The sequence below is a fragment of the Nocardioides sp. GCM10027114 genome (assembly GCF_042659625.1).
Taxonomy (GTDB): domain Bacteria; phylum Actinomycetota; class Actinomycetes; order Propionibacteriales; family Nocardioidaceae; genus Nocardioides.
The window spans coordinates 150,602-168,606 of record NZ_JBHSSS010000002.1 but is presented as its reverse complement, the minus strand read 5'-3'; the positions used below and the strand labels follow the sequence as shown (position 1 = coordinate 168,606).

18 protein-coding genes are annotated in these 18,005 nt (G+C 73.5%); 9 read left to right on the top strand and 9 right to left on the bottom strand.

The features are described 5' to 3' along the window. The first annotated feature begins 26 nt into the window (after positions 1 to 26). Positions 27 to 899 (top strand): DICT sensory domain-containing protein, encoded by an 873-nt coding sequence (locus tag ACFP2E_RS01355; protein ID WP_378521831.1) that lies wholly within the window; start codon positions 27 to 29, stop codon positions 897 to 899. A gap of 13 nt (positions 900 to 912) precedes the next feature. Here the strand turns inward: ACFP2E_RS01355 and ACFP2E_RS01350 are convergent, their stop codons facing one another. Beyond that, positions 913 to 2,292, bottom strand: a complete 1,380-nt coding sequence (locus ACFP2E_RS01350) for a GuaB1 family IMP dehydrogenase-related protein (protein ID WP_378522003.1) — start codon at positions 2,290 to 2,292, stop codon at positions 913 to 915. A gap of 85 nt (positions 2,293 to 2,377) precedes the next feature. Here ACFP2E_RS01350 and galK point away from each other — a divergent pair, with 85 nt between their 5' ends. Continuing rightward, positions 2,378 to 3,556, top strand: a complete 1,179-nt coding sequence (gene galK, locus ACFP2E_RS01345; RefSeq protein ID WP_378521830.1) for a galactokinase — start codon at positions 2,378 to 2,380, stop codon at positions 3,554 to 3,556. Positions 3,557 to 3,569: 13 nt separating this feature from the next. Here galK and ACFP2E_RS01340 read toward each other — a convergent pair whose 3' ends face one another. Then, the gene (locus ACFP2E_RS01340; RefSeq protein WP_378521829.1) at positions 3,570 to 4,895 is read right to left on the bottom strand and encodes a DUF2252 domain-containing protein; all 1,326 of its coding nucleotides are present in this window, start codon (positions 4,893 to 4,895) and stop codon (positions 3,570 to 3,572) included. Positions 4,896 to 4,998: 103 nt separating this feature from the next. Here ACFP2E_RS01340 and ACFP2E_RS01335 point away from each other — a divergent pair, with 103 nt between their 5' ends. The 3 genes from ACFP2E_RS01335 (at position 4,999) to ACFP2E_RS01325 (ending at position 7,323) form a co-directional block, all read left to right on the top strand. After that, entirely contained in the window at positions 4,999 to 5,289 is a 291-nt protein-coding gene (locus tag ACFP2E_RS01335) for a YiaA/YiaB family inner membrane protein (RefSeq protein WP_378521828.1), read from the top strand. A 71-nt stretch (positions 5,290 to 5,360) separates the two neighbouring features. Beyond that, positions 5,361 to 5,786 (top strand): hypothetical protein, encoded by a 426-nt coding sequence (locus ACFP2E_RS01330; RefSeq protein ID WP_378521827.1) that lies wholly within the window; start codon positions 5,361 to 5,363, stop codon positions 5,784 to 5,786. 7 nt (positions 5,787 to 5,793) lie between these two features. Continuing rightward, positions 5,794 to 7,323, top strand: a complete 1,530-nt coding sequence (locus tag ACFP2E_RS01325) for an LLM class flavin-dependent oxidoreductase (protein WP_378521826.1) — start codon at positions 5,794 to 5,796, stop codon at positions 7,321 to 7,323. Positions 7,324 to 7,340: 17 nt separating this feature from the next. On the opposite strand, the gene ACFP2E_RS01320 is transcribed toward ACFP2E_RS01325, so the two are convergent. Both ACFP2E_RS01320 and ACFP2E_RS01315 read right to left on the bottom strand, forming a co-directional pair. After that, positions 7,341 to 8,561: an acyl-CoA dehydrogenase family protein gene (locus ACFP2E_RS01320; RefSeq protein ID WP_378521825.1), complete on the bottom strand. Its 1,221-nt coding sequence runs from the start codon at positions 8,559 to 8,561 to the stop codon at positions 7,341 to 7,343. Next, positions 8,561 to 9,922, bottom strand: a complete 1,362-nt coding sequence (locus ACFP2E_RS01315) for an acyl-CoA dehydrogenase family protein (protein ID WP_378521824.1) — start codon at positions 9,920 to 9,922, stop codon at positions 8,561 to 8,563. Before ACFP2E_RS01315 ends, ACFP2E_RS01320 begins: the two co-directional genes overlap by 1 nt. A gap of 127 nt (positions 9,923 to 10,049) precedes the next feature. Between ACFP2E_RS01315 and def the strand changes: the two genes are divergently transcribed. The 3 genes from def (at position 10,050) to ACFP2E_RS01300 (ending at position 12,990) form a co-directional block, all read left to right on the top strand. Then, entirely contained in the window at positions 10,050 to 10,634 is a 585-nt protein-coding gene (def, locus tag ACFP2E_RS01310; RefSeq protein WP_378521823.1) for a peptide deformylase, read from the top strand. Positions 10,635 to 11,056: 422 nt separating this feature from the next. Continuing rightward, on the top strand, positions 11,057 to 12,448 hold the full coding sequence (locus tag ACFP2E_RS01305; protein WP_378521822.1) for an HNH endonuclease: 1,392 nt from the start codon (positions 11,057 to 11,059) through the stop codon (positions 12,446 to 12,448). A gap of 23 nt (positions 12,449 to 12,471) precedes the next feature. Continuing rightward, complete coding sequence (locus tag ACFP2E_RS01300) at positions 12,472 to 12,990, top strand: GNAT family N-acetyltransferase (protein ID WP_378521821.1); 519 nt, start codon at positions 12,472 to 12,474, stop codon at positions 12,988 to 12,990. On the opposite strand, the gene ACFP2E_RS01295 is transcribed toward ACFP2E_RS01300, so the two are convergent. Genes ACFP2E_RS01295 through cobA form a run of 3 tightly spaced genes read right to left on the bottom strand, consistent with a single transcriptional unit; the run spans position 12,966 to position 15,670 of the window. Next, entirely contained in the window at positions 12,966 to 13,592 is a 627-nt protein-coding gene (locus ACFP2E_RS01295; protein ID WP_378521820.1) for a hypothetical protein, read from the bottom strand. The genes ACFP2E_RS01300 and ACFP2E_RS01295 overlap by 25 nt on opposite strands. A gap of 35 nt (positions 13,593 to 13,627) precedes the next feature. Further along, the gene (locus tag ACFP2E_RS01290; RefSeq protein ID WP_378521819.1) at positions 13,628 to 14,431 is read right to left on the bottom strand and encodes a TrmH family RNA methyltransferase; all 804 of its coding nucleotides are present in this window, start codon (positions 14,429 to 14,431) and stop codon (positions 13,628 to 13,630) included. 15 nt (positions 14,432 to 14,446) lie between these two features. Next, positions 14,447 to 15,670, bottom strand: coding sequence for a uroporphyrinogen-III C-methyltransferase (gene cobA / locus ACFP2E_RS01285; RefSeq protein WP_378521818.1), 1,224 nt, complete (start codon positions 15,668 to 15,670; stop codon positions 14,447 to 14,449). 94 nt (positions 15,671 to 15,764) lie between these two features. On the opposite strand from cobA, the gene ACFP2E_RS01280 reads away from it, so the two are divergent. Further along, entirely contained in the window at positions 15,765 to 16,286 is a 522-nt protein-coding gene (locus ACFP2E_RS01280; protein WP_378521817.1) for a YbhB/YbcL family Raf kinase inhibitor-like protein, read from the top strand. Here ACFP2E_RS01280 and ACFP2E_RS01275 read toward each other — a convergent pair. Together ACFP2E_RS01275 and ACFP2E_RS01270 are read right to left on the bottom strand one after the other, a co-directional pair. Then, entirely contained in the window at positions 16,283 to 16,894 is a 612-nt protein-coding gene (locus ACFP2E_RS01275) for a CE1759 family FMN reductase (protein WP_378521816.1), read from the bottom strand. The two genes, ACFP2E_RS01280 and ACFP2E_RS01275, sit on opposite strands and share 4 nt — an antisense overlap. Beyond that, on the bottom strand, positions 16,891 to 17,982 hold the full coding sequence (locus ACFP2E_RS01270) for an LLM class flavin-dependent oxidoreductase (protein WP_378521815.1): 1,092 nt from the start codon (positions 17,980 to 17,982) through the stop codon (positions 16,891 to 16,893). The genes ACFP2E_RS01275 and ACFP2E_RS01270 overlap by 4 nt, the downstream gene beginning before the upstream one ends. Positions 17,983 to 18,005 lie beyond the last annotated feature (23 nt).

Here is an 18,005-nt window from a genome sequence, read left to right as displayed (position 1 = left end):
CGGGTTGTTGAAGTTAGGATGCCAGCATGACCACGAACGGGACCGAAAAGCAAGGGGTTGGCCAGGATTCGCTCACGATCGGCGACCTGGCCCGCAAGACCGGCGTCGCGGCCGGGACGCTGCGCATGTGGGAGACCCGGCACGGGTTCCCGCAGGCCGAGCGAAGGAAGAGCGGCCACCGCCGCTACCCCGCCGACACCGTCGACCTCGTCAGCCAGGTGCAGCGCCGTCGCGAGGCGGGCGTCCGGCTCGACGTCGCCATCGCCGAGGCCCTCGCCGGTGCGGAGCCGGCCACCCCGTCGGTCTTCGCCGAGATGCGGCGACGGCACCCCGAGCTCGAGCGCCACCGGCTGCGCAAGTCCACGCTGCTGGCGCTGTCGTGGGCGCTCGAGGACGAGTGCTGCGCCCGGGCCGACCGGCCGGTGCTGATCGGCTCGTTCCAGAAGGAGCGCTACTACCGCGCCGCCGCGGCCCGCTGGCACGAGCTGGCGCGGGTGGCGCGCGCCGCCGTGGCCCTCGCCGACTTCCCCGACGGGACCCGCGAGGAGAAGGGCGTCCACCTCGCCTCGCTCGACGAGGACGCGCCGATGCGCCGCGAGTGGACCGTCGTCTGCGACGCCTCCGACCTGCCCGCCATGCTCACGGCGTTCGAGCTCCCCGGCCAGGAGGGCGTCCCCGACCGGGAGCGGCTCTTCGAGGCGATGTGGACCCTGGAGCCGCGCGCGGTCCGCGACGCGGCCCGCGTCTGCGGTCGCGTCGCGCAGGCCGCCGGGGTCGCCGAGGCGACGCCGCTGCTCTACGAGCTCGCGGAGGAGCCGCCGTCGCTGCCGCTCGACCCCGTGGGGGCGACGACCCTGTTCAACCGTGTCGTGGCGTACGTCGACCGGATGGGCTCCTGACCCACCCGCCGGCTCACCAGCCGGTCGGCAGCGGCCGTCCCTCGTGGAACCCGGCCGCCGACTGCACGCCCACGACCGCCCGCTCGTGGAGCTCCTCGAGGGTGCGGGCACCGGCGTACGTGCAGGCCGACCGCACCCCGGAGCAGATCTGGTCGACGAGGTCCTCCACGCCGGGACGCGCCGGGTCGAGGTACATCCGTGACGACGAGATGCCCTCCTCGTAGAGCCCCTTGCGCGCCCGGTCGTACGCCGACTCCGTCGCTGTCCGTCCCGCGACAGCGCGGGCGGAGGCCATGCCGAACGAGACCTTGAACGCGCGGCCGTCGGCGTCGTGCATCAGGTCGCCCGGCGACTCGTGGGTGCCGGCGAACCACGAGCCGACCATCACCGAGGACGCGCCCGCGGCCAGCGCGAGCGCCACGTCGCGGGGGTGGCGGACGCCGCCGTCGGCCCAGACGTGGGCACCGAGCTCGCGTGCCGCGGCCGCGCACTCCAGCACCGCCGAGAACTGTGGGCGGCCCACCCCGGTCATCATCCGCGTCGTGCACATCGCGCCCGGCCCGACGCCGACCTTGACGATGTCGGCTCCCGCAGCGACCAGGTCCCGCACGCCCTCGGCCGAGACGACGTTGCCGGCCACGACCGGCACCGAGGGGTCGAGGGCCCGGACGGCCTTGAGGGCCTCGACCATCCGCTCCTGGTGGCCGTGGGCGGTGTCGACCACGAGGCAGTCGACCCCGGCGTCGAGCAGCCCCGCGGCCTTCGCCGCGACGTCGCCGTTGACGCCGACCGCCGCGGCGACCCGCAGCCCGCCCTGGTCGTCGACCGCGGGGTGGTAGAGCGTCGCCCGGAGGGCGCCCGTCGGCGTCAGCACGCCGGCCATGGTGCCGTCCACCCGGACCGCCACCGCGAGTCCCGCCCGGGCCGACTCCAGCGCGTCGAACGCCTCGCGGGGGTCGGTGGACGCCGAGATCTGCACGAACGATGGGTTCATCACCTGCTGCACCTGCGCGAAGCGGTCGACCTCCTCGCAGTCGGCAGCGGAGACCACGCCCAGCGGGCGACCCTCCTCGACCACGACGGCGGCGCGGTGGGCCCGCTTGGGGATGAGCGCGAGCGCCTCGGCCACGGTCTGGTGCGGCTCGAGCTCGATCGGGGTGTCGAAGACGTGGTGGCGCGACTTCACGAACGCGACGACGTCGGCGACGACCGGCAGCGGGATGTCCTGCGGGATGACGGCCAGGCCGCCGCGGCGGGCCACGGTCTCCGCCATCCGCTTGCCCGCAATCGCTGTCATGTTGGCGACCACGAGGGGGAGCGTGGCGCCGGTCCCGTCGCTGGTGGCGAGGTCGACGTCGTACCTGCTGCCGACGCCGGAGTGGCGCGGCACCATGAAGACGTCGTCGTAGGTCAGGTCGTGCGGCGGGGCCGCGTCGTGGAGGAACTGCACACGGTGACGCTATCCATAAGGTGTACCCATGTCGCTGCTCGACCCCGGTTCCCCCGCCCGCCTCGCCGACACCGTCGCCGACGCCTTCGAGGCCCGGTTCGGCGCCGCGCCGACCACGGTCGGCCGGGCTCCCGGACGCGTCAACCTCATCGGCGAGCACACCGACTACAACCGCGGCCTCGTCCTGCCGGTCGCGCTCCCCCACGCCACCTACGCCGCCGCCCGCCGTCGCGACGACGACCGGGTGCGGCTGGCCTCGCGGCAGTCGCCCGACGTGTGGGAGGGGCGCCTCGCCGACCTCGGCCCGGACGGCCTGACCGGCTGGGCGGCGTACGCCGGCGGCGTGCTGTGGGCGCTGCGCGAGCAGGGCCACGACCTGCCCGGCCTCGACCTCGCCATCGACAGCACCGTCCCCCTCGGCGCTGGTCTGTCGAGCTCGGCGGCGCTCGAGTGCGCCGTCGCCGTGGCGGTGGCCGACCTGGTCGGCCTCGACCTCGACGTGACCGCCCGCCGGCGGGTCGCCGCAGCGTGCATGCGCGCGGAGTCGGAGGTGGCCGGTGCGCCCACCGGCGGCATGGACCAGACGGTCTCGATGCTGGCCTCCACCGGCACTGCGCTCCTGATCGACTTCGACGACGACTCGACCCACGACGTGCCGCTGCCGCTGGCCGAGGACGACCTGGCGCTCCTCGTCACCGACACCCGCGTGTCCCACGCGCTGGTCGACGGCGGCTACGCGGAGCGCCGGGCGTCGTGCGAGAAGGCCGCCGCGGCGCTCGGGCTGGGCTCGCTGCGCGAGGCGTCGGAGGCCGACCTCGACCGGCTCGACGACGACCTGGTGCGGCGCCGCGCCCGTCACGTGGTCACCGAGATCGTCCGCGTCGAGGCCGCCGTGGCCGCGCTGGGGTCGCGCGACTGGAACGAGGTGGGCCGGCTCTTCGCCGCGTCCCACCGGTCGATGCGCGACGACTTCGAGATCTCCTGCGACGAGCTCGACGTCGCGGTCGCGACCGCGGTCGAGGCCGGCGCCGTCGCCGCGCGGATGACCGGCGGCGGGTTCGGGGGGTCCTCGGTGGCGGTCGTCCCCCGCGACCGGCTCGACGCGGTGGTCCGCGCGGTCGACACCGCGTTCGCCGCCGAGGGCTTCGGGGCGCCGGACCACCTCGTGGCCGAGCCGTCGGGCCGCGCGGGGGCGCTGCCCCGCTGACCCCCGGCGGGCCTCAGGTCGCGGAGACCCCGATCCGGCCCTCGCGGAAGGCGTCGACGAACAGGGCGTGGTCGGCGCGCACCCGGTCGGCGTACGCCACGCCCCAGTCGGTGACGTGCTCGGTGAACTCGCGGCGCCTCCGGTGCAGCGAGTCGGCGATCGCGTCCTCCACCTGGAAGTCGACGAGGTCCTGCTCGCTGTCCTCGTCGGAGGCGCAGTGGATCTTGGCCGTTGCCCGGCCCAGCAGGTCCACCACGGCGGCGATGTCGTCCGGCTCGGTGAGGCCCGACCAGTCCAGGTCCACCTCGTACGGCGAGACCTCCGACACCACGTAGCCCGTGCCGTCGATCGTCGTGTGGCCGAGCAGCGGGTCGGTGTGGACCTGCAGCGCCCGCTGGCTGACGACCGTCCGGTGCCCCTCGTGGTCGAAGTACCGCTCGACCTCCTTGGTGTCGACGAACCGGCTCACCGCGGGCACGTTCGCCTGCTTCATCGACAGCACGACGTCGTTGTCGAGGGCCTGGCTGTACCCCTCCACGAGCAGGCTGTACGCCGGGAGGCCGGCGCTGCCGATCCCGAAGCCGGACTTCCCGACCACGTCGCGCAGGTCGTAGAACAGCGCGCGGTCGAAGCGCTTGTCGTCCGGGATCGTCTCCAGGTACCGCTCGAACGCGCGGACCACCTTGCCCTGCTCCGTCTTCGACAGCCGCCGCACCGAGCCGTCCTCGCGGAACCGCCGGGTCCCGTCCTCGAGCACGGTCGTGGCCTCGAGCAGGTCGGCGCGGCGGCGCATCCGCGCGGAGACCAGCGCTTCCTGGATCGGGCCGTGGGTGTTGTCCAGGTGGAGCGCGAAGTCGTCGTCGTCCTCGCTCCGGCGGTACTCGTCGACCTGCGAGAGGTAGGCGCGCAGGTAGCGGGTGACGAGCCGCCGCACGTCCTCCTCGGGCAGCGCCTTCTGCCAGCCCACCAGCGCCAGCGACGCGGCGAAGCGCTGCAGGTCCCAGGTGAAGCGACCGAGGTAGGCCTCGTCGAAGTCGTTGACGTCGAAGACGAGGCGGCCGTCGGAGTTGAGGTAGGTGCCGAAGTTCTCGACGTGCAGGTCGCCGTGGATCCAGATCCGGCCGCTGCGGTCGTCGGCGAACGGGTCCTGCTCGCGGGTGACGTCGGCGTAAAAGACGCACGCCGACCCGCGGTAGAACGCGTGGGGGTCGGATGCCATCTTGCGGTACTTCGTGCGGAAGGCGACGGGGTCGGCCGCCATCAGCGGGGCGAACGCGTCGTCGAGGGCGGAGACGATCAGCTCGGTCCGCTTGCGGTCCGACTGGAGGGCGACGGCCATGCGGGCCAGTATGGCCAGCCGGAGGAATGAGTGGGGGTACTCAGCCCGGTTAGGGTACGCCGGCGGGTGCCGGCGGCACGGCCTCGCCGGGACGCTGGGAGGCATGGACAACGCACCCACGCACCCCAAGAACACCAACGCCTTCTACCTGCAGGCCGGGCTGTCGTTCGCCGTCGCGCTGCTGACGCTCGTCTTCGCGATCATCTACCTGCCCGTCGACCCGTGGATCCGGGCGTTCCTCGGCATCGGCGTCATGTACCTCACGACGTCGTCGTTCACGCTCGCCAAGTGCGTCCGCGACGCCCAGGAGAACCAGTCGGTGTACGCCCGCCTCGACCAGGCCCGCGTCGAGAAGATCCTCGCCGAGCACGATCCCTTCCGCTCGGTGTCGTGATTCGCCTAGCGTCGGGTACCCGGACAGCAGAGCAGTCGACCAGAGCTCACTGACGACGGAAGGACCGGATCGTGTCCCAGCGCCTGCCCCTCGACCGCATCAACAACCTCGCCCGTGCCGGCCTCGGCGCCGGCAAGGAGCTGGCCCGCAAGGGCCTGCACCTGGCGGCCGGCGGCCTCAGCCGTGCGGTCGGGGCGGTACAGGAACGACGCCAGGGCGGAGGTGAGGCTGCGCCGGAGCCCGGACCGCGACCGGTCCGCCAGCCGGGCTCGGCGCCTCAGGAGCGGCCCGCCGAGGACGAGATCCCGACGCCCGCCGACGTCGCGAAGGTCGTGGAGGCGAAGCCCGCCGCCAAGCGCCCCCGGCCGGCGGCCGGCACGAAGCCCCGCAGCAAGCCCGCGAAGGAGGCGGCCCCGGGGGCCAAGCTGCCGCCTCTTCCGCGAGAGCCTGTGACCGAGGAGGAGCCCGTGGCGAAGAAGGCCTCGCGGACGTCATAGTCACCGGGTGAGCCCGCTCCCCCGGATCCCCGATCCCGCGCTCGTCGTGCTGGTCGGGCCGTCCGGGGCCGGCAAGTCCGCCTGGGCGGCGTCGCGGTACCGGGCCCCGGAGATCGTGTCGTCCGACGCCTTGCGCGGCGTGGTCGGCAGCGGCCCGCACGACCTCGACGCCAGCGCCGACGCGTTCTCGGTGCTCGAGACCGTGGTCGACGCCCGGCTCGGCCGCGGCCTCACCACGGTCGTCGACACGCTCGGCACCGACGCCGCCCGGCGCGCCCGCTGGCGCGACCTCGCCCGGGCGGCGGGCCTGCCCGCCGTGGCGGTCGTGCTCGACACCCCCGACGCCGAGTGCCGGCGCCGCAACGCCGGCCGCGACCGCCCCGTCCCCGCGGCCACACTGACCGCACAGCTGCGCCGCCACCGCGAGGTGGTGGAGAGCCTCCGGGACGAGGGCTGGGACGCGATCCACGTCGAGAGGGGCACGGAGCGGAGCGAAGCGACCGCGACCCAGCAGGAGCGGAGCGAAGCGACCGCGACCCAGCAGGAGCGGAGCGAAGCGACCGCGACCCAGGCCGCGGCCGGCCCGGACAGCACTGGCGACCGCCGCAGCTCCCAGGGCCTGCGCGTGGTCCTCCAGATCTCGCGGTTCCCGTGGGGCGAGGCCCCGCAGCGCTGGCTGCGCGACGTGGCCCTGGCCGCCGACGACGCCGGGCTGGCGGGGCTGGCCCTCATGGACCACCTGATCCAGATCCCCCAGGTCGACCGGGCCTGGGAGCCGATCCCCGAGCCGTGGGTGACGCTCGGGCTGCTCGCGGGCCTCGAGACCGGCCTCGCGCTCGGCACCCTCGTCACCCCGGTCACCTTCCGCGCCCCCGGCATCACCGCGAAGGCCGCCGCCACCCTCGACGCGCTCACCGGCGGCCGTGCCTTCGTCGGCGTCGGCGCCGGGTGGTGGGAGCGCGAGCACGCGGCGTACGGACTGGCCTTCCCGCCGGACGGCGAGCGCCTCGACGCGCTGGAGGCCGACATCGAGACGATGCGCGCGCTGTGGTCCGCGGGCACGAAGGCGTACGACGGCGGGCGGGTGTCGCTGCCGGAGACCACCTGCTACCCGCGGCCGAAGGGGCGGATCCCCGTCGTGGTCGGCGGCGGCGGCGAGCGGCGGACGCTGCGTATCGCCGCCCGGCTCGGCGACGCGATGAACGTCCGCAACAACCCGCAGACCCTGGACCGCAAGATCGAGGTGCTCCGCGCGCACTGCCACGAGGTGGGCCGCGACCCGGCCGAGGTGGCGGTCACCGTCCTCGACCTGCCGGTCGTCGGCCGCGACCGGGACGACGTGTGGGCGCGGGTCGAGCGGCTGCGCGGCCGCACCGCAGCCGCGGCCTACGCCCGGCGAACCAACGCCGCCACCCCGGCCGACCACCGCGACCGCTGGGGTGCGCTGGCCGACCGGGGCGTCGACACGGTGTACGTCGCACTGCCGGACCTCGCCGGGCCGGACGACGTGGCGATGCTGGCGCCGCTGGCCCGCTGAGGCCGGGTGCGTTGCCGCTACTTCAGCTCGGCGCTGGAGAGCCCCAGCACCCGCCGGGCGATGATCAGCTGCTGGATCTGCTGGGTGCCCTCGAATATGTCGAGGATCTTGGAGTCGCGCGCCCACTTCTCGAGCAGCTCCGCCTCGCTGTAGCCGACGGAGCCGGCGAGCTCGACGCACGAGAGCGTGACGTCCGAGCCCATCCGGCCGGCCTTGGCCTTCGCCATCGAGGCCTCGAGCGAGTTCGGCTTCCGGTTGTCGGCCATCCAGGCGGCCTGCAGCGTCAGCAGGTGCGCGGCCTCCCAGTCGGCCTCGAGCTGGAGGAACTTCGCGGCGGCCGCCGACTGGACCTGGGCGGGGCGGTCGTAGTCGACCTCGACCCCGGCGTCGGCGAGGAGCTCGCGGGTCAGGTCGAGCGCGGCACGGGCGCAGCCGACCGCCATCGACGCGACCAGCGGTCGGGTGTTGTCGAAGGTCGCCATGGCGCCCGCGAAGCCCTGCTTGGTGTCGATCTCCGGGGAGCCGAGAAGGTTCTCCCTCGGCACCCGGCAGTCCTCGAAGATGATCGTCGCAGTGTCGGAGGCGCGGATGCCGAGCTTGTGCTCGAGCCGGTCCACCCGCATCCCGGGGGTTCCCTTCGGGACGACGAACGACTTGATCGCGGAGCGGCCGAGGTCGCGGTCGAGCGTCGCCCAGACGACGACGTGGTCGGCGCGGTCGCCGGAGGTGACGTAGATCTTCTCGCCGTTGAGGACATACTCGTCACCGTCGAGCACGGCCGTCGTCCGGATGTTGGCGGAGTCGGAGCCGGTGCCGGGCTCGGTGATCGCCATGGCAGCCCAGACGCCGGCGAAGCGCTCGAGCTGCTCCTCGTTCGCCACGCTGGCTATCGCGGAGTTGCCCAGGCCCTGGCGCGGCATCGACAGCAGCAGCCCGACGTCACCCCAGCACATCTCGGCGATGGACATCACCGAGGCGAGGTTGGCGCCGTTGCGGGCGGTCCCCTTCGGGTCGTCGTCCTTCTCGTCGCGGCGTACGCCGGCGGCACCGGCACCCTCCGCGGCGCCGGAGTCGCTCAGCCCGTCGATCATCGCGGCGAGCATGTCGAGCTCGCGGGGGTACTCGTGCTCGGCGCGGTCGTACTTGCGCGAGATCGGCCGCAGCATGTTCATCGCGACCTGGTGCGCCTGGCTGCGCAGCGGCCGGAACTTCTTCGGGTCGTCGAGGTTGATGGCCATCAGACCAGCACCGTCCCTTCCATCACGCCGATCGCACGCAGGTCGCGGTACCACCGCTCCACCGGGTGCTCCTTCACGAAGCCGTGGCCACCGAGCAGCTGCACGCCGTCGAGGCCGATCTGCATGCCCTTGTCGGCGCAGAGCCTGCGGGCGAGCGCGACCTCGCGGGCGAAGTCCTTGCCCGCGGCGGCGCGGCTGGCCGCCTTGTACGTCAGCAGCCGCATCGCCTGGAGCTCGGTGGCGATGTCGGCGACCTTGAACGCCACGGACTGGCGGTGGGCGATCGGCTCGCCGAACGCCTCGCGCTCCTTGACGTACGGCGTCACGTAGTCGAGGACGGCCTGGCCGGTGCCGACCGCGAGGGCGCACCAGGCGAGACGCGAGAGCCGCACGCACTCGGCGTACGTCGTGCCGTCGGTGCTGCCGAGGACCGCGCCGGAGTCGACGCGGACTCCGTCGAGGTGGAGACGGGTGAGCGAGGCGGCGCGGACGCCCATGCCGGGGTCGCCCTCGACGGTGAGCCCCTGGGCCCCGGACTCGACGAGGAACAGGACGGGCTTGCCCTCGAGGCTGGCGCCGACCACGAAGAGCTCGGCCTCCGCGCCGCGCGCGACGAGGGACTTGGTGCCGGTGAGGACGAAGCCGTCGCCGTCGCGCTCGGCGATGGTCGACGGGCTCAGCACGTCGAGGAGGACGGCCGGCTCGTTGAGGGCGAGCGCGGCGGCCGGGACCTCGTCGTCGGTGAAGGCCGGGAGGTAGGTGCGCTGCTGCTCGTCGGTGCCCCAGAGGCCGAGGGCGGTGGCCACCGAGCCGGGGGCGAGGGTGGCGACGGCGAGGCCCATGTCGCCGCGGGCGAGCGCCTCGGCGACGAGGGTGCCGGCCATGGCGGAGCGGTGCTCGGTGATGCCGCCGAGCTCCTCGGGGACGCCGAGCAGCGGCAGGCCGACCTCGACGGCCGCCTTGAGGACCGTCTCGGGGGCGGCGCAGGCCTCGTCGGCCACCGCGGCGGCGGGACGGACCACCTCGTCGGCGAGCTCGGTGACGACGTCGACGAGCATCTGCTCGTCCTCGGTCGGGGTGAGGTCGAAGACGCCGGGGCGCGGCGCCGCCTGGGGGCGGACTCCCGCCTTGCCGCGCTTGCCGGCGCGGGCGAAGGTGCGGCTCGCGGCGGTCGCGGTGGCGAAGCCGTGGCGGGTGACGGTGAAGACCGCCTGCTCGGCCTGCTTACGGAGGCCGAGGCGGTCGAGGAGGTCGCTTTGCGCGACCCGGCTCAGTGCGGCGACTGCGAGCCCGATGGGGTCGCGGGACTCCGTCGAGGCGAGGCCGTGCCGGCGCGGTCTCTGGGTGTTGGCGAGGGGCATGCCCCTCAATGTAACTCCGAGTTACACTCCAGGCTACAGGTTGTCCGGTGGCCGTCGTCACAGTGGTGCTGCTTGTCGTCGACGCGGACTCCTGCTGGGGAGTGCCCGGGCGATAAGGTCGCTGCCCATGACCGACGAGCCCGTCCGCGCACCACACGGTCCACTGCCCGAGGGCGGCACCGTCCGCCCGATCACCCGCTGGGGCACCGAGGTCATGCACCGCCCGCAGCAGGCCGTGACGGCGTACGACGACGCGCTGCGCGAGCTGGTCGCCGACATGGTGGCGACGATGTACGCCGCGGACGGCGTCGGCCTCGCCGCCTGCCAGATCGGCGTCGACCAGGCGGTCTTCGTCTTCGACTGCCCCGACGACAGCGGCGAGCGGGTCGTCGGCGTGGTCTGCAACCCGGTCCTCGAGCTTCCCGAGGGGCGCGACCGCCGGCTCGAGGAGAGCGACGAGGGCTGCCTGTCGTTCCCCGGCGCCTTCACGCCCTGCGCGCGTCCCGACTTCGCGACCGTGCGCGGCACCGGCCTCGACGGCGAGCCCGTCGAGTTCTCCGGCGACGGCCTGCTCGCGCGCTGCCTGCAGCACGAGACCGACCACACCCTGGGCACCGTCTTCGGCGACCGGCTCTCCGCCAAGGCGCGCAAGAAGCTCCAGAAGGAGCACGACAAGATGGCCGACGACTTCCCGGCGGACTGGCCGGCCTGACGCCGGCTGTTCACCGACTGTCACGTCAGCGCGATCGGATCAGCCGCCCTCGCGGGGACCGAGGTCCGGCCACTCCTCATGAAGGGCCGTGCCCAGCGAGCGCCCTTGCGGGTCCCTGAGGTCGGCGTCGGGCACTCCCTCGAACCGCCACCCAGAGTTACGAGTGCCGTGTGCACCAGTCCACTCAAGGCCCGCTCGACGACGGTGGCCAGCACATCGAAGTCGGCCTCCGCGTCCCGCGCTCAGTGCCGGAGGCCGTTCCGAGGCGGCACAAGTGGGCGCGCTCCGAGGCAGATGTTGCATCGCCGGCCACCGTAGACCCGTAGGTCCGAGTCAGGCCGACACGGCGCGCCCTGAGCAGTCGTCCACAGCTTGCCGTAGCTCCCTTGTGCATGTCGGCGGCGCCACGTAGAATCGAACACATGTTCGACGGGGGAAGTGCTCACGGCAGCGGGGCCGGCCAGACCGCCACCGCCGTCGCGCTGCCCACCGGGCAGGTCACCGCCCTGGTCGACCGGCTGGCCGAGGTACCCCGCGACCGGATCAGCGACGCCGACCGGGTCGAACTGATCACCGAGCTCGAGCGGCTCAAGGCCGCCGCCGCAGCCGCCCAGGCCAAGCTCACTGCCGACCTCGACGCCTCCCAGCGCGCCGAGCAGGAAGCGGCCGGACTGCCGGCCCGCCGGGTCGGGGTGGGCATCGCCGCCCAGGTCGGACTGGCGCGCCGGGAGTCGCCCAACCGCGGCGCGCAGCACCTCGGCCTCGCCAAGGTCCTCACCACCGAGATGCCCCACACCCTCGCCCGGCTCACCGCCGGCGACCTCTCGGAGTGGCGGGCCACCCTGCTCGCCCGCGAGACCGCCTGCCTCACCCGCGAGCACCGGCAGTACGTCGACCAGGCGCTCTGCGCCGACCCCGCGACCCTCGACGGCCTCGGCGACCGCGCGATCGTGGCCGCGGCGCAGAAGCTCGCCATCAAGCTCGACCAGGAAGCCGTGGTCCGCCGCCGCGCCAAGGCCCACAACGAGCGCCGCGTCAGCCTGCGTCCCGCACCCGACACCATGACCTGGCTGACCGCGCTGCTCCCGGTCGAGCAGGGCGTCGCCGCCTTCGCCGCGCTCACCCGCGCCGCCGAGCAGGCGCGCACGTCCGGTGACGAGCGGGGTCGTGGGCAGGTCATGGCCGACACCTTCGTCGAACGCGTCACCGGCCAGGCACTGGCCGACGAGGTCCCGGTCGCGGTCAACCTCGTCATCACCGAAACCAGCCTCTTCGACGGCGACCCCACCCCGGCCCACGTCGACGGCTACGGCCCCGTCCCGGCCGCCTGGGCCCGCGACCTGGTCGCCCAAGCCCTCGACGCCGACTCTGGTGCAGGTGCGTGGCTGCGCAGGCTGTTCACCCACCCCGCCACCGGCGCCCTGGTCGGCATGGACTCCCGGCAACGCAAGGTCCCCGCCGGCCTCGCCCAACTGGTGAGGCTCCGCGACGGCGGCACCTGCCGCACCCCCTGGTGCGACGCCCCCATCAGGCACACCGACCACACCACGCCGGCCCACGCCGACGGCCCCACCTCCGAGATCAACCTGACCGGACGGTGTGAGGCCTGCAACCACGCCAAGGAAGCCCCCGGCTGGCGCGCCCGACCACGATCAAGGTCAGGCGAACCGCACCGGATCGAGGTCACCACCCCCACCGGCCACCAGCACCACTCCCACGCGCCACCGCTGCCCGGTCTCGACACGCTCCGCTACTCGACCACCGGATGGGGCCACCTGCGGATCTCCTGGAAGAAATTGGCTCTCGCCGCCTGACCGGGTTGCGTCACACTGCCCCCGTGACCCCGCCAAGCATCCGCATCGTCCAGCTCGACCCCGCCACCCTGCAGGCCCTCGCCGACGGTGACGCCGAGCGAGCCCGGGCCACCTCACCCGTCGAGCTCACCGACTGGCTCGCCGGCCCGGAGTGCCGGCGGACCTGGCAGTACCGCGCACCCCAGGTGGTGGCGAACCCCGACGACCTCGACTGGGTCACCGGCGTCATCTGGGACGACGACGCCCAGCGGGCCGTCGGCAAGGCGGGCTTCCACGCGGCGCCGGACGAGGACGGGATGGTGGAGGTCGGCTACGCCGTCGACCCGGCGCACCGCCGCCGGGGCTACGCGCGCGCCGCGCTCGACGCCATGATCGCCCGCGCACGGCAGGAACCACGAGCCACGCGGCTGCTCGCCAGCATCTCCCCGGACAACGAGGCCTCGCTGCACCTGATCGCCCACCACCCCTTCGCCCAGGTCGGCGAGCAGTGGGACGACGAGGACGGCCTCGAGCTGGTCTACGAGCTCGACGTCTCGCGGTAGGGGAACACCTCTCCCCCACACTCGGCCAGCGACTCGGCCACGATCCGCAGGTGCTCGGCGGCCATCTCCTCGGGCACCTCCGGCAGGACGTCCTGCCAGAACGCCAGCATCGCCCCGCGGCCCTGCATCATCCCCTCGGGCCGGGCGAGCGCCCACATGTGGAAGTGCTCCGACCCGTCGCCCCACCGCGCGAAGTGCGTGCGCGCCACGCCCGGGATCGCCTTCACCGCCGTGCTCAGCCGCTGCAGCAGCGGGCCCAGCGTGGCCAGCAGCTCGACGGGCGCGTCCTCCAGCCGGCAGTGCTGGTTGGGTGCGAGGCCGCCGATGAACGGGATCCGCATCGGCTCGAAGCCGGCGTTGACGTGCCACAGCTCGTCGCGCCAGATCGTGTGCTCCGAGGGCCGGCAGTGCGGGCACGCGGCCCCGTCGAGCTCACCCACCCGCGGCTGCTCCGGCACCCGCATCGGCTCGAGCGGCCTCAACGTCACGTGCTCGAAGCACGACAGCTCGTCGTCTACCAGCGGCTGGGCAGAGAGCTGCTTCCCGACGGGAAGCAGGCGGTGGTACGGCGAGTCGGCGTGGTGGGTCTCGTAGTCGCTCACCCGAGCAACCTAGACGCCACCCCGAGCGGGCGGGATCAGCGCCGCGCCGTCACGTAGCAGGCCACCGCCGTCGCGGCCGCGACGTTGAGCGAGTCGATGCCCTCGCGCATCGGGATGATCGCCCGCCGGTCGGCCGACTGCTCCCACCGCGGCGACAGGCCGTGCCCCTCGGACCCGAGCACCAGCGCCACCTTGTCCAACCCGGACACGGCCGACTCGATCGGCACCGCGTCGTCGGCCAGGGTCAGCGCCACCGTGGTGAAACCGTACGACGACAGCGTCGGCAGGGCGTCGTACCAGTCGGGCAGGCGGGTCCACGGCGTCGAGAACACCGCGCCCATCCCGACCTTGATCGCGCGGCGGTAGAGCGGGTCGGCGCACCGCGGCGCGAGCAGCGCCGCGTCGAAGCCGAGCGCCGCCCCGGAGCGCAGGATGGCCCCGACGTTGGTGTGGTCGACGATGTCCTCGAGCACCAGCACGGACCGCGCCCCCTCGAGGACGGACTCCACGGACGGCAGCGGCCGCCGCTCCAGCGAGGCCAGCGCACCGCGGTGCACGTGGAAGCCGGTCACCTCCTCGGCGAGCTGCTCGCTCACCACGAAGCAGGGCGCGTCGGATGCGTCGAGAACGTCGGCCAGGCCGTCGAGCCAGCGCGGCGCCATCAGGAACGACCGCGGCGTGTAGCCGCCCTCGACGGCACGCCGCACCACCTTCTCGCCCTCCGCGAGGAAGAGCCCGTGCTCGGCCTCGAGGTGCTTGCGCAGCTCGACGTCGCGCAGGTCGCGGTAGTCGCTCAGCCGGGGGTCGTCGGGGTCGGAGATCTCGTGCAGGCTCGCCATGGTCCGAGAAGGATCTCAGGCGTAGTGCCCGGGGTGCGCCACCGCGACCACCTCACCGACCACGATGATGGCCGGCGGCCGGACCCCGTGGGCCAGCAGGTCGTCGCAGAGCCCGCCGAGCGTGGACAGCACGGTCCGCTCCCCCGGCATCGTCCCGTCGCACACGACCGCGACCGGCGTCTCCTTCGCACGCCCGCCGTCCATCAGTGCCGCCGCGATGTGCGGGGCGTTCTCGACGGCCATCATCAGCACGACGGTGCCGGCCTGCTGCGCCACCGCGGACCAGTTCACGAGCGACTCCGGGTGTCCGGGCGGCAGGTGCCCCGAGATGACGGTGAACTCGTGCGCGACGCCGCGGTGGGTCACCGGGATGCCGGCGACGCCGGGGACCGCGATGGGGCTCGAGAGACCGGGTACGACGGTGACCGGCACGCCCGCCTCGCGGCACGCCAGCACCTCCTCGTAGCCGCGGCCGAAGACGAAGTTGTCACCGCCCTTGAAGCGCACCACCCGCTTGCCGGCCAGCGCGCGGTCGACGATGACCCGGTTGATCTCCTCCTGCAGTGCCGAGCGGCCGCGCGGCAGCTTCGCGACGTCGACGAGCTCCACGTCGGGCGACAGCTCGCCCAGCAGCTCGCGCGGCGCCAGCCGGTCGGCGACCACGACGTCGGCCTCCATCAGGGCGCGACGGCCGGCGACGGTCATCAGCTCCGGGTCGCCGGGTCCGCCGCCGACGAGGGTCACGCCCGGCTTCTTGCCGCGGTGGTGGCGGGCCACGATCCGGCCCTCGCGCAGCGCCTCGACGATCTCGTCGCGCACCGACGCCGACCGTCGCGGGTCGCGATTCCCCAGCACCGCCACGGTGACGCCGGCGTGCCGCCCGACGGCAGGCGTCCAGGCGGTGGCCGCCGTCGCGTCGTCGGCGCGCACGCAGAAGACGCGACGCCGCTCCGCGCCCTCGCTGACCAGCTCGTTGACGGCCCGGTCGTCGGTCGCCGCGACGACGTACCACGCCTCGTCGAGGTCGGTGTCCTCGAAGCCCCGCTGCTCCCAGCGCACCTCGCCCGCCCCGATCAGCCCCTCGAGCGCCGGGGTGACCTCCGGGGAGACGACCACGACGTCCGCCCCGACGGCCAGCAGCGAGGGCACCCGCCGCTGGGCGACGTGGCCGCCGCCGACCACCACGACGCGCCGGCCCGCGAGTCGCAGGCCGGAGGGGTAGGTCGGGAAGTCGGTCACCCGGCCATTGTCGAAAGGGCGAGGGGCGGACCGTGGCCACCGTTCAGTCCGCGGACTAGGTTGAGCGCGAGCCCGTCCACGAGTTAGGAGAACCATGAGCCTCGACCGTCCGGTCAGCCCGAACCCCTACGACCTGCTCCCGCCCGTCCCGTCCTTCACGGTGACCAGCGAGGACGTGACCGACGGCCAGCCCCTCAAGGACGACCAGGTCGCCGCCAAGGGCAACACCTCTCCCCAGCTCTCCTGGGCGGGCGCACCGGAGGGCACGAAGAGCTACACCATCACCTGCTTCGACCCGGACGCCCCGACGCCGAGCGGCTTCTGGCACTGGGTCCTCGTCGACGTCCCCGCCGACGTCACCTCGCTCCCGGCCGGCGCCGCGGCCGGCGACCTGCCCGGCAAGGCCTTCCACTGCCGAAACGACGGCGGCGACAAGGGCTTCATGGGCGCGGCGCCCCCGCAGGGCGACCAGGTCCACCGCTACTACTTCGTCGTACACGCCGTCGCCGAGGACACCCTGGGCGTCGACTCCGACGCCTCCCCGGCGGTGGTGTCGTTCAACCTCGCCTTCAAGACCGCGGGGCGCGCGATCCTGCACGGGACCTACCAGCACTAGCCGGACGCGCGGCGCAGCAGCTCCTCGAACGGCGTGGGGTCGGCGACCTCGTCGCCGGTCGTACGCCGCTGCCGCGCCGTCGGGTCGACCTTGCCCATGAGTGCGGCGAGCTCGCCGGCCGCCCGGTCGATGCGGCCGCCGAGGTCCGCGTCGGTCCCGAAGTCGTCGGTCGCGGCGAAGACCCCGGTGGGGACCGGGACCGCCCGCAGGTAGGCGAACAGCGGGCGGAGCGCGTGCTCGAGCACCAGCGAGTGCCGGGCGGTGCCGGCGGTCGCGGCCAGCAGCACGGGCGTTCCGTCGACCGAACCGGGCTCGAGCACGTCGAAGAAAGACTTGAAGAGCCCGCTGTACGACGCGGCGTACACCGGCGTGACCACGATCAGCCCCTCGGCGGCGGCAACCGTTGCCAGTGCCTCCGCCAGCTCCCCGGACGCGAAGCCGGTGAGCATGTGGTCGGCCAGCGCGTGGGCGAGCGGTCGCAGCTCGACGACCTCGATCTCGGCCTCGCCGAGGGCGTCGAAGGTGGCGTCGGCGAGCCGGTCGGCCAGCAGCCGGGTCGACGAGGGGACCGCCAGTCCCGCGGTGACGACGACGAGGCGCGCGGTCACGCCGTCACCTCGGTCGCCTCGCGCGCAGCCTGCAGCCGACTCGCGTGCGTCGGGCCGTCCGGCACGTGTGCCGGGCGCAGGGCGTCGAACTCGCGCCGCAGCTCGGCGACCACCTCACCGAGCAGGTCGAGCTGCTCGAGCACCGTCTTCAGCGGCAGCCCGGCGTGGTCGACCAGGAACATCTGTCGCTGGTAGTCGCCGACGTAGTCGCGGAACCCGAGCGTGCGCTCGACGACCTGCTGCGGCGAGCCGACGGTGAGCGGGGTCTGTGCGGAGAAGTCCTCCAGCGACGGGCCGTGGCCGTAGACCGGCGCGTTGTCGAAGTACGGGCGGAACTCGCGCACCGCGTCCTGGCTGTTGCGGCGCATGAACACCTGGCCGCCGAGGCCGACGATCGCCTGGTCCGCCGAGCCGTGGCCGTAGTGCTCGAACCGGCGACGGTAGAGGCCGACCATCTGCTCGGTGTGGGTCTTCGGCCAGAAGATGTGGTTGGCGAAGAAGCCGTCGCCGTAGTACGCCGCCTGCTCGGCGATCTCGGGGCTGCGGATCGAGCCGTGCCACACGAACGGCGGTATGCCGTCCAGCGGCCGCGGCGTCGCGGTGAAGCCCTGCAGCGGGGTGCGGAAGCGGCCCTGCCAGTCGACGACGTCCTCGCGCCAGAGCCGGTGGAGCAGCGCGTAGTTCTCGATCGCGAGGTTGATGCCCTCGCGGATGTCCTTGCCGAACCACGGGTAGACCGGGCCGGTGTTGCCGCGGCCGAGCATGAGGTCCATCCGGCCGTCGACGAGGTGCTGGAGGGTGCCGTAGTCCTCGGCGATCCGGACCGGGTCGGTGGTGGTGATCAGCGTGGTGGACGTCGACAGGATGACCCGCTCGGTGTGCGCGCCGATGTAGGCGAGCGTGGTCGTCGGCGAGGACGCGACGAACGGCGGGTTGTGGTGCTGGCCGACGGCGACCACGTCGAGGCCGACCTCCTCGGCCTTCCTCGCGATCTCGACCGTGGCCCTGATCCGCTCGTGCTCGGTCGGGGTGCGACCGGTCGTCGGGTCCGGCGTGACGTCGCCGACGGTGAAGATGCCGAACTGCATGCGGGCTCCCTGCTGGGTGGTTG

Excerpts from the sequence above, each read along its gene's own strand:
- ACFP2E_RS01350 (WP_378522003.1), bottom strand. The coding sequence starts at position 2,292 with ATGGTGCCGCGCCACTCCGGCGTCGGCAGCAGGTACGACGTCGACCTC.
- ACFP2E_RS01315 (WP_378521824.1), bottom strand. The coding sequence starts at position 9,922 with ATGCCCCTCGCCAACACCCAGAGACCGCGCCGGCACGGCCTCGCCTCG.
- ACFP2E_RS01320 (WP_378521825.1), bottom strand. The coding sequence starts at position 8,561 with ATGGCCATCAACCTCGACGACCCGAAGAAGTTCCGGCCGCTGCGCAGC.
- ACFP2E_RS01270 (WP_378521815.1), bottom strand. The coding sequence starts at position 17,982 with ATGCAGTTCGGCATCTTCACCGTCGGCGACGTCACGCCGGACCCGACG.
- ACFP2E_RS01305 (WP_378521822.1), top strand. The coding sequence starts at position 11,057 with ATGTTCGACGGGGGAAGTGCTCACGGCAGCGGGGCCGGCCAGACCGCC.
- ACFP2E_RS01290 (WP_378521819.1), bottom strand. The coding sequence starts at position 14,431 with ATGGCGAGCCTGCACGAGATCTCCGACCCCGACGACCCCCGGCTGAGC.
- ACFP2E_RS01340 (WP_378521829.1), bottom strand. The coding sequence starts at position 4,895 with ATGGCCGTCGCCCTCCAGTCGGACCGCAAGCGGACCGAGCTGATCGTC.
- ACFP2E_RS01280 (WP_378521817.1), top strand. The coding sequence starts at position 15,765 with ATGAGCCTCGACCGTCCGGTCAGCCCGAACCCCTACGACCTGCTCCCG.
- galK (WP_378521830.1), top strand. The coding sequence starts at position 2,378 with ATGTCGCTGCTCGACCCCGGTTCCCCCGCCCGCCTCGCCGACACCGTC.
- def (WP_378521823.1), top strand. The coding sequence starts at position 10,050 with ATGACCGACGAGCCCGTCCGCGCACCACACGGTCCACTGCCCGAGGGC.
- ACFP2E_RS01355 (WP_378521831.1), top strand. The coding sequence starts at position 27 with ATGACCACGAACGGGACCGAAAAGCAAGGGGTTGGCCAGGATTCGCTC.
- ACFP2E_RS01335 (WP_378521828.1), top strand. The coding sequence starts at position 4,999 with ATGGACAACGCACCCACGCACCCCAAGAACACCAACGCCTTCTACCTG.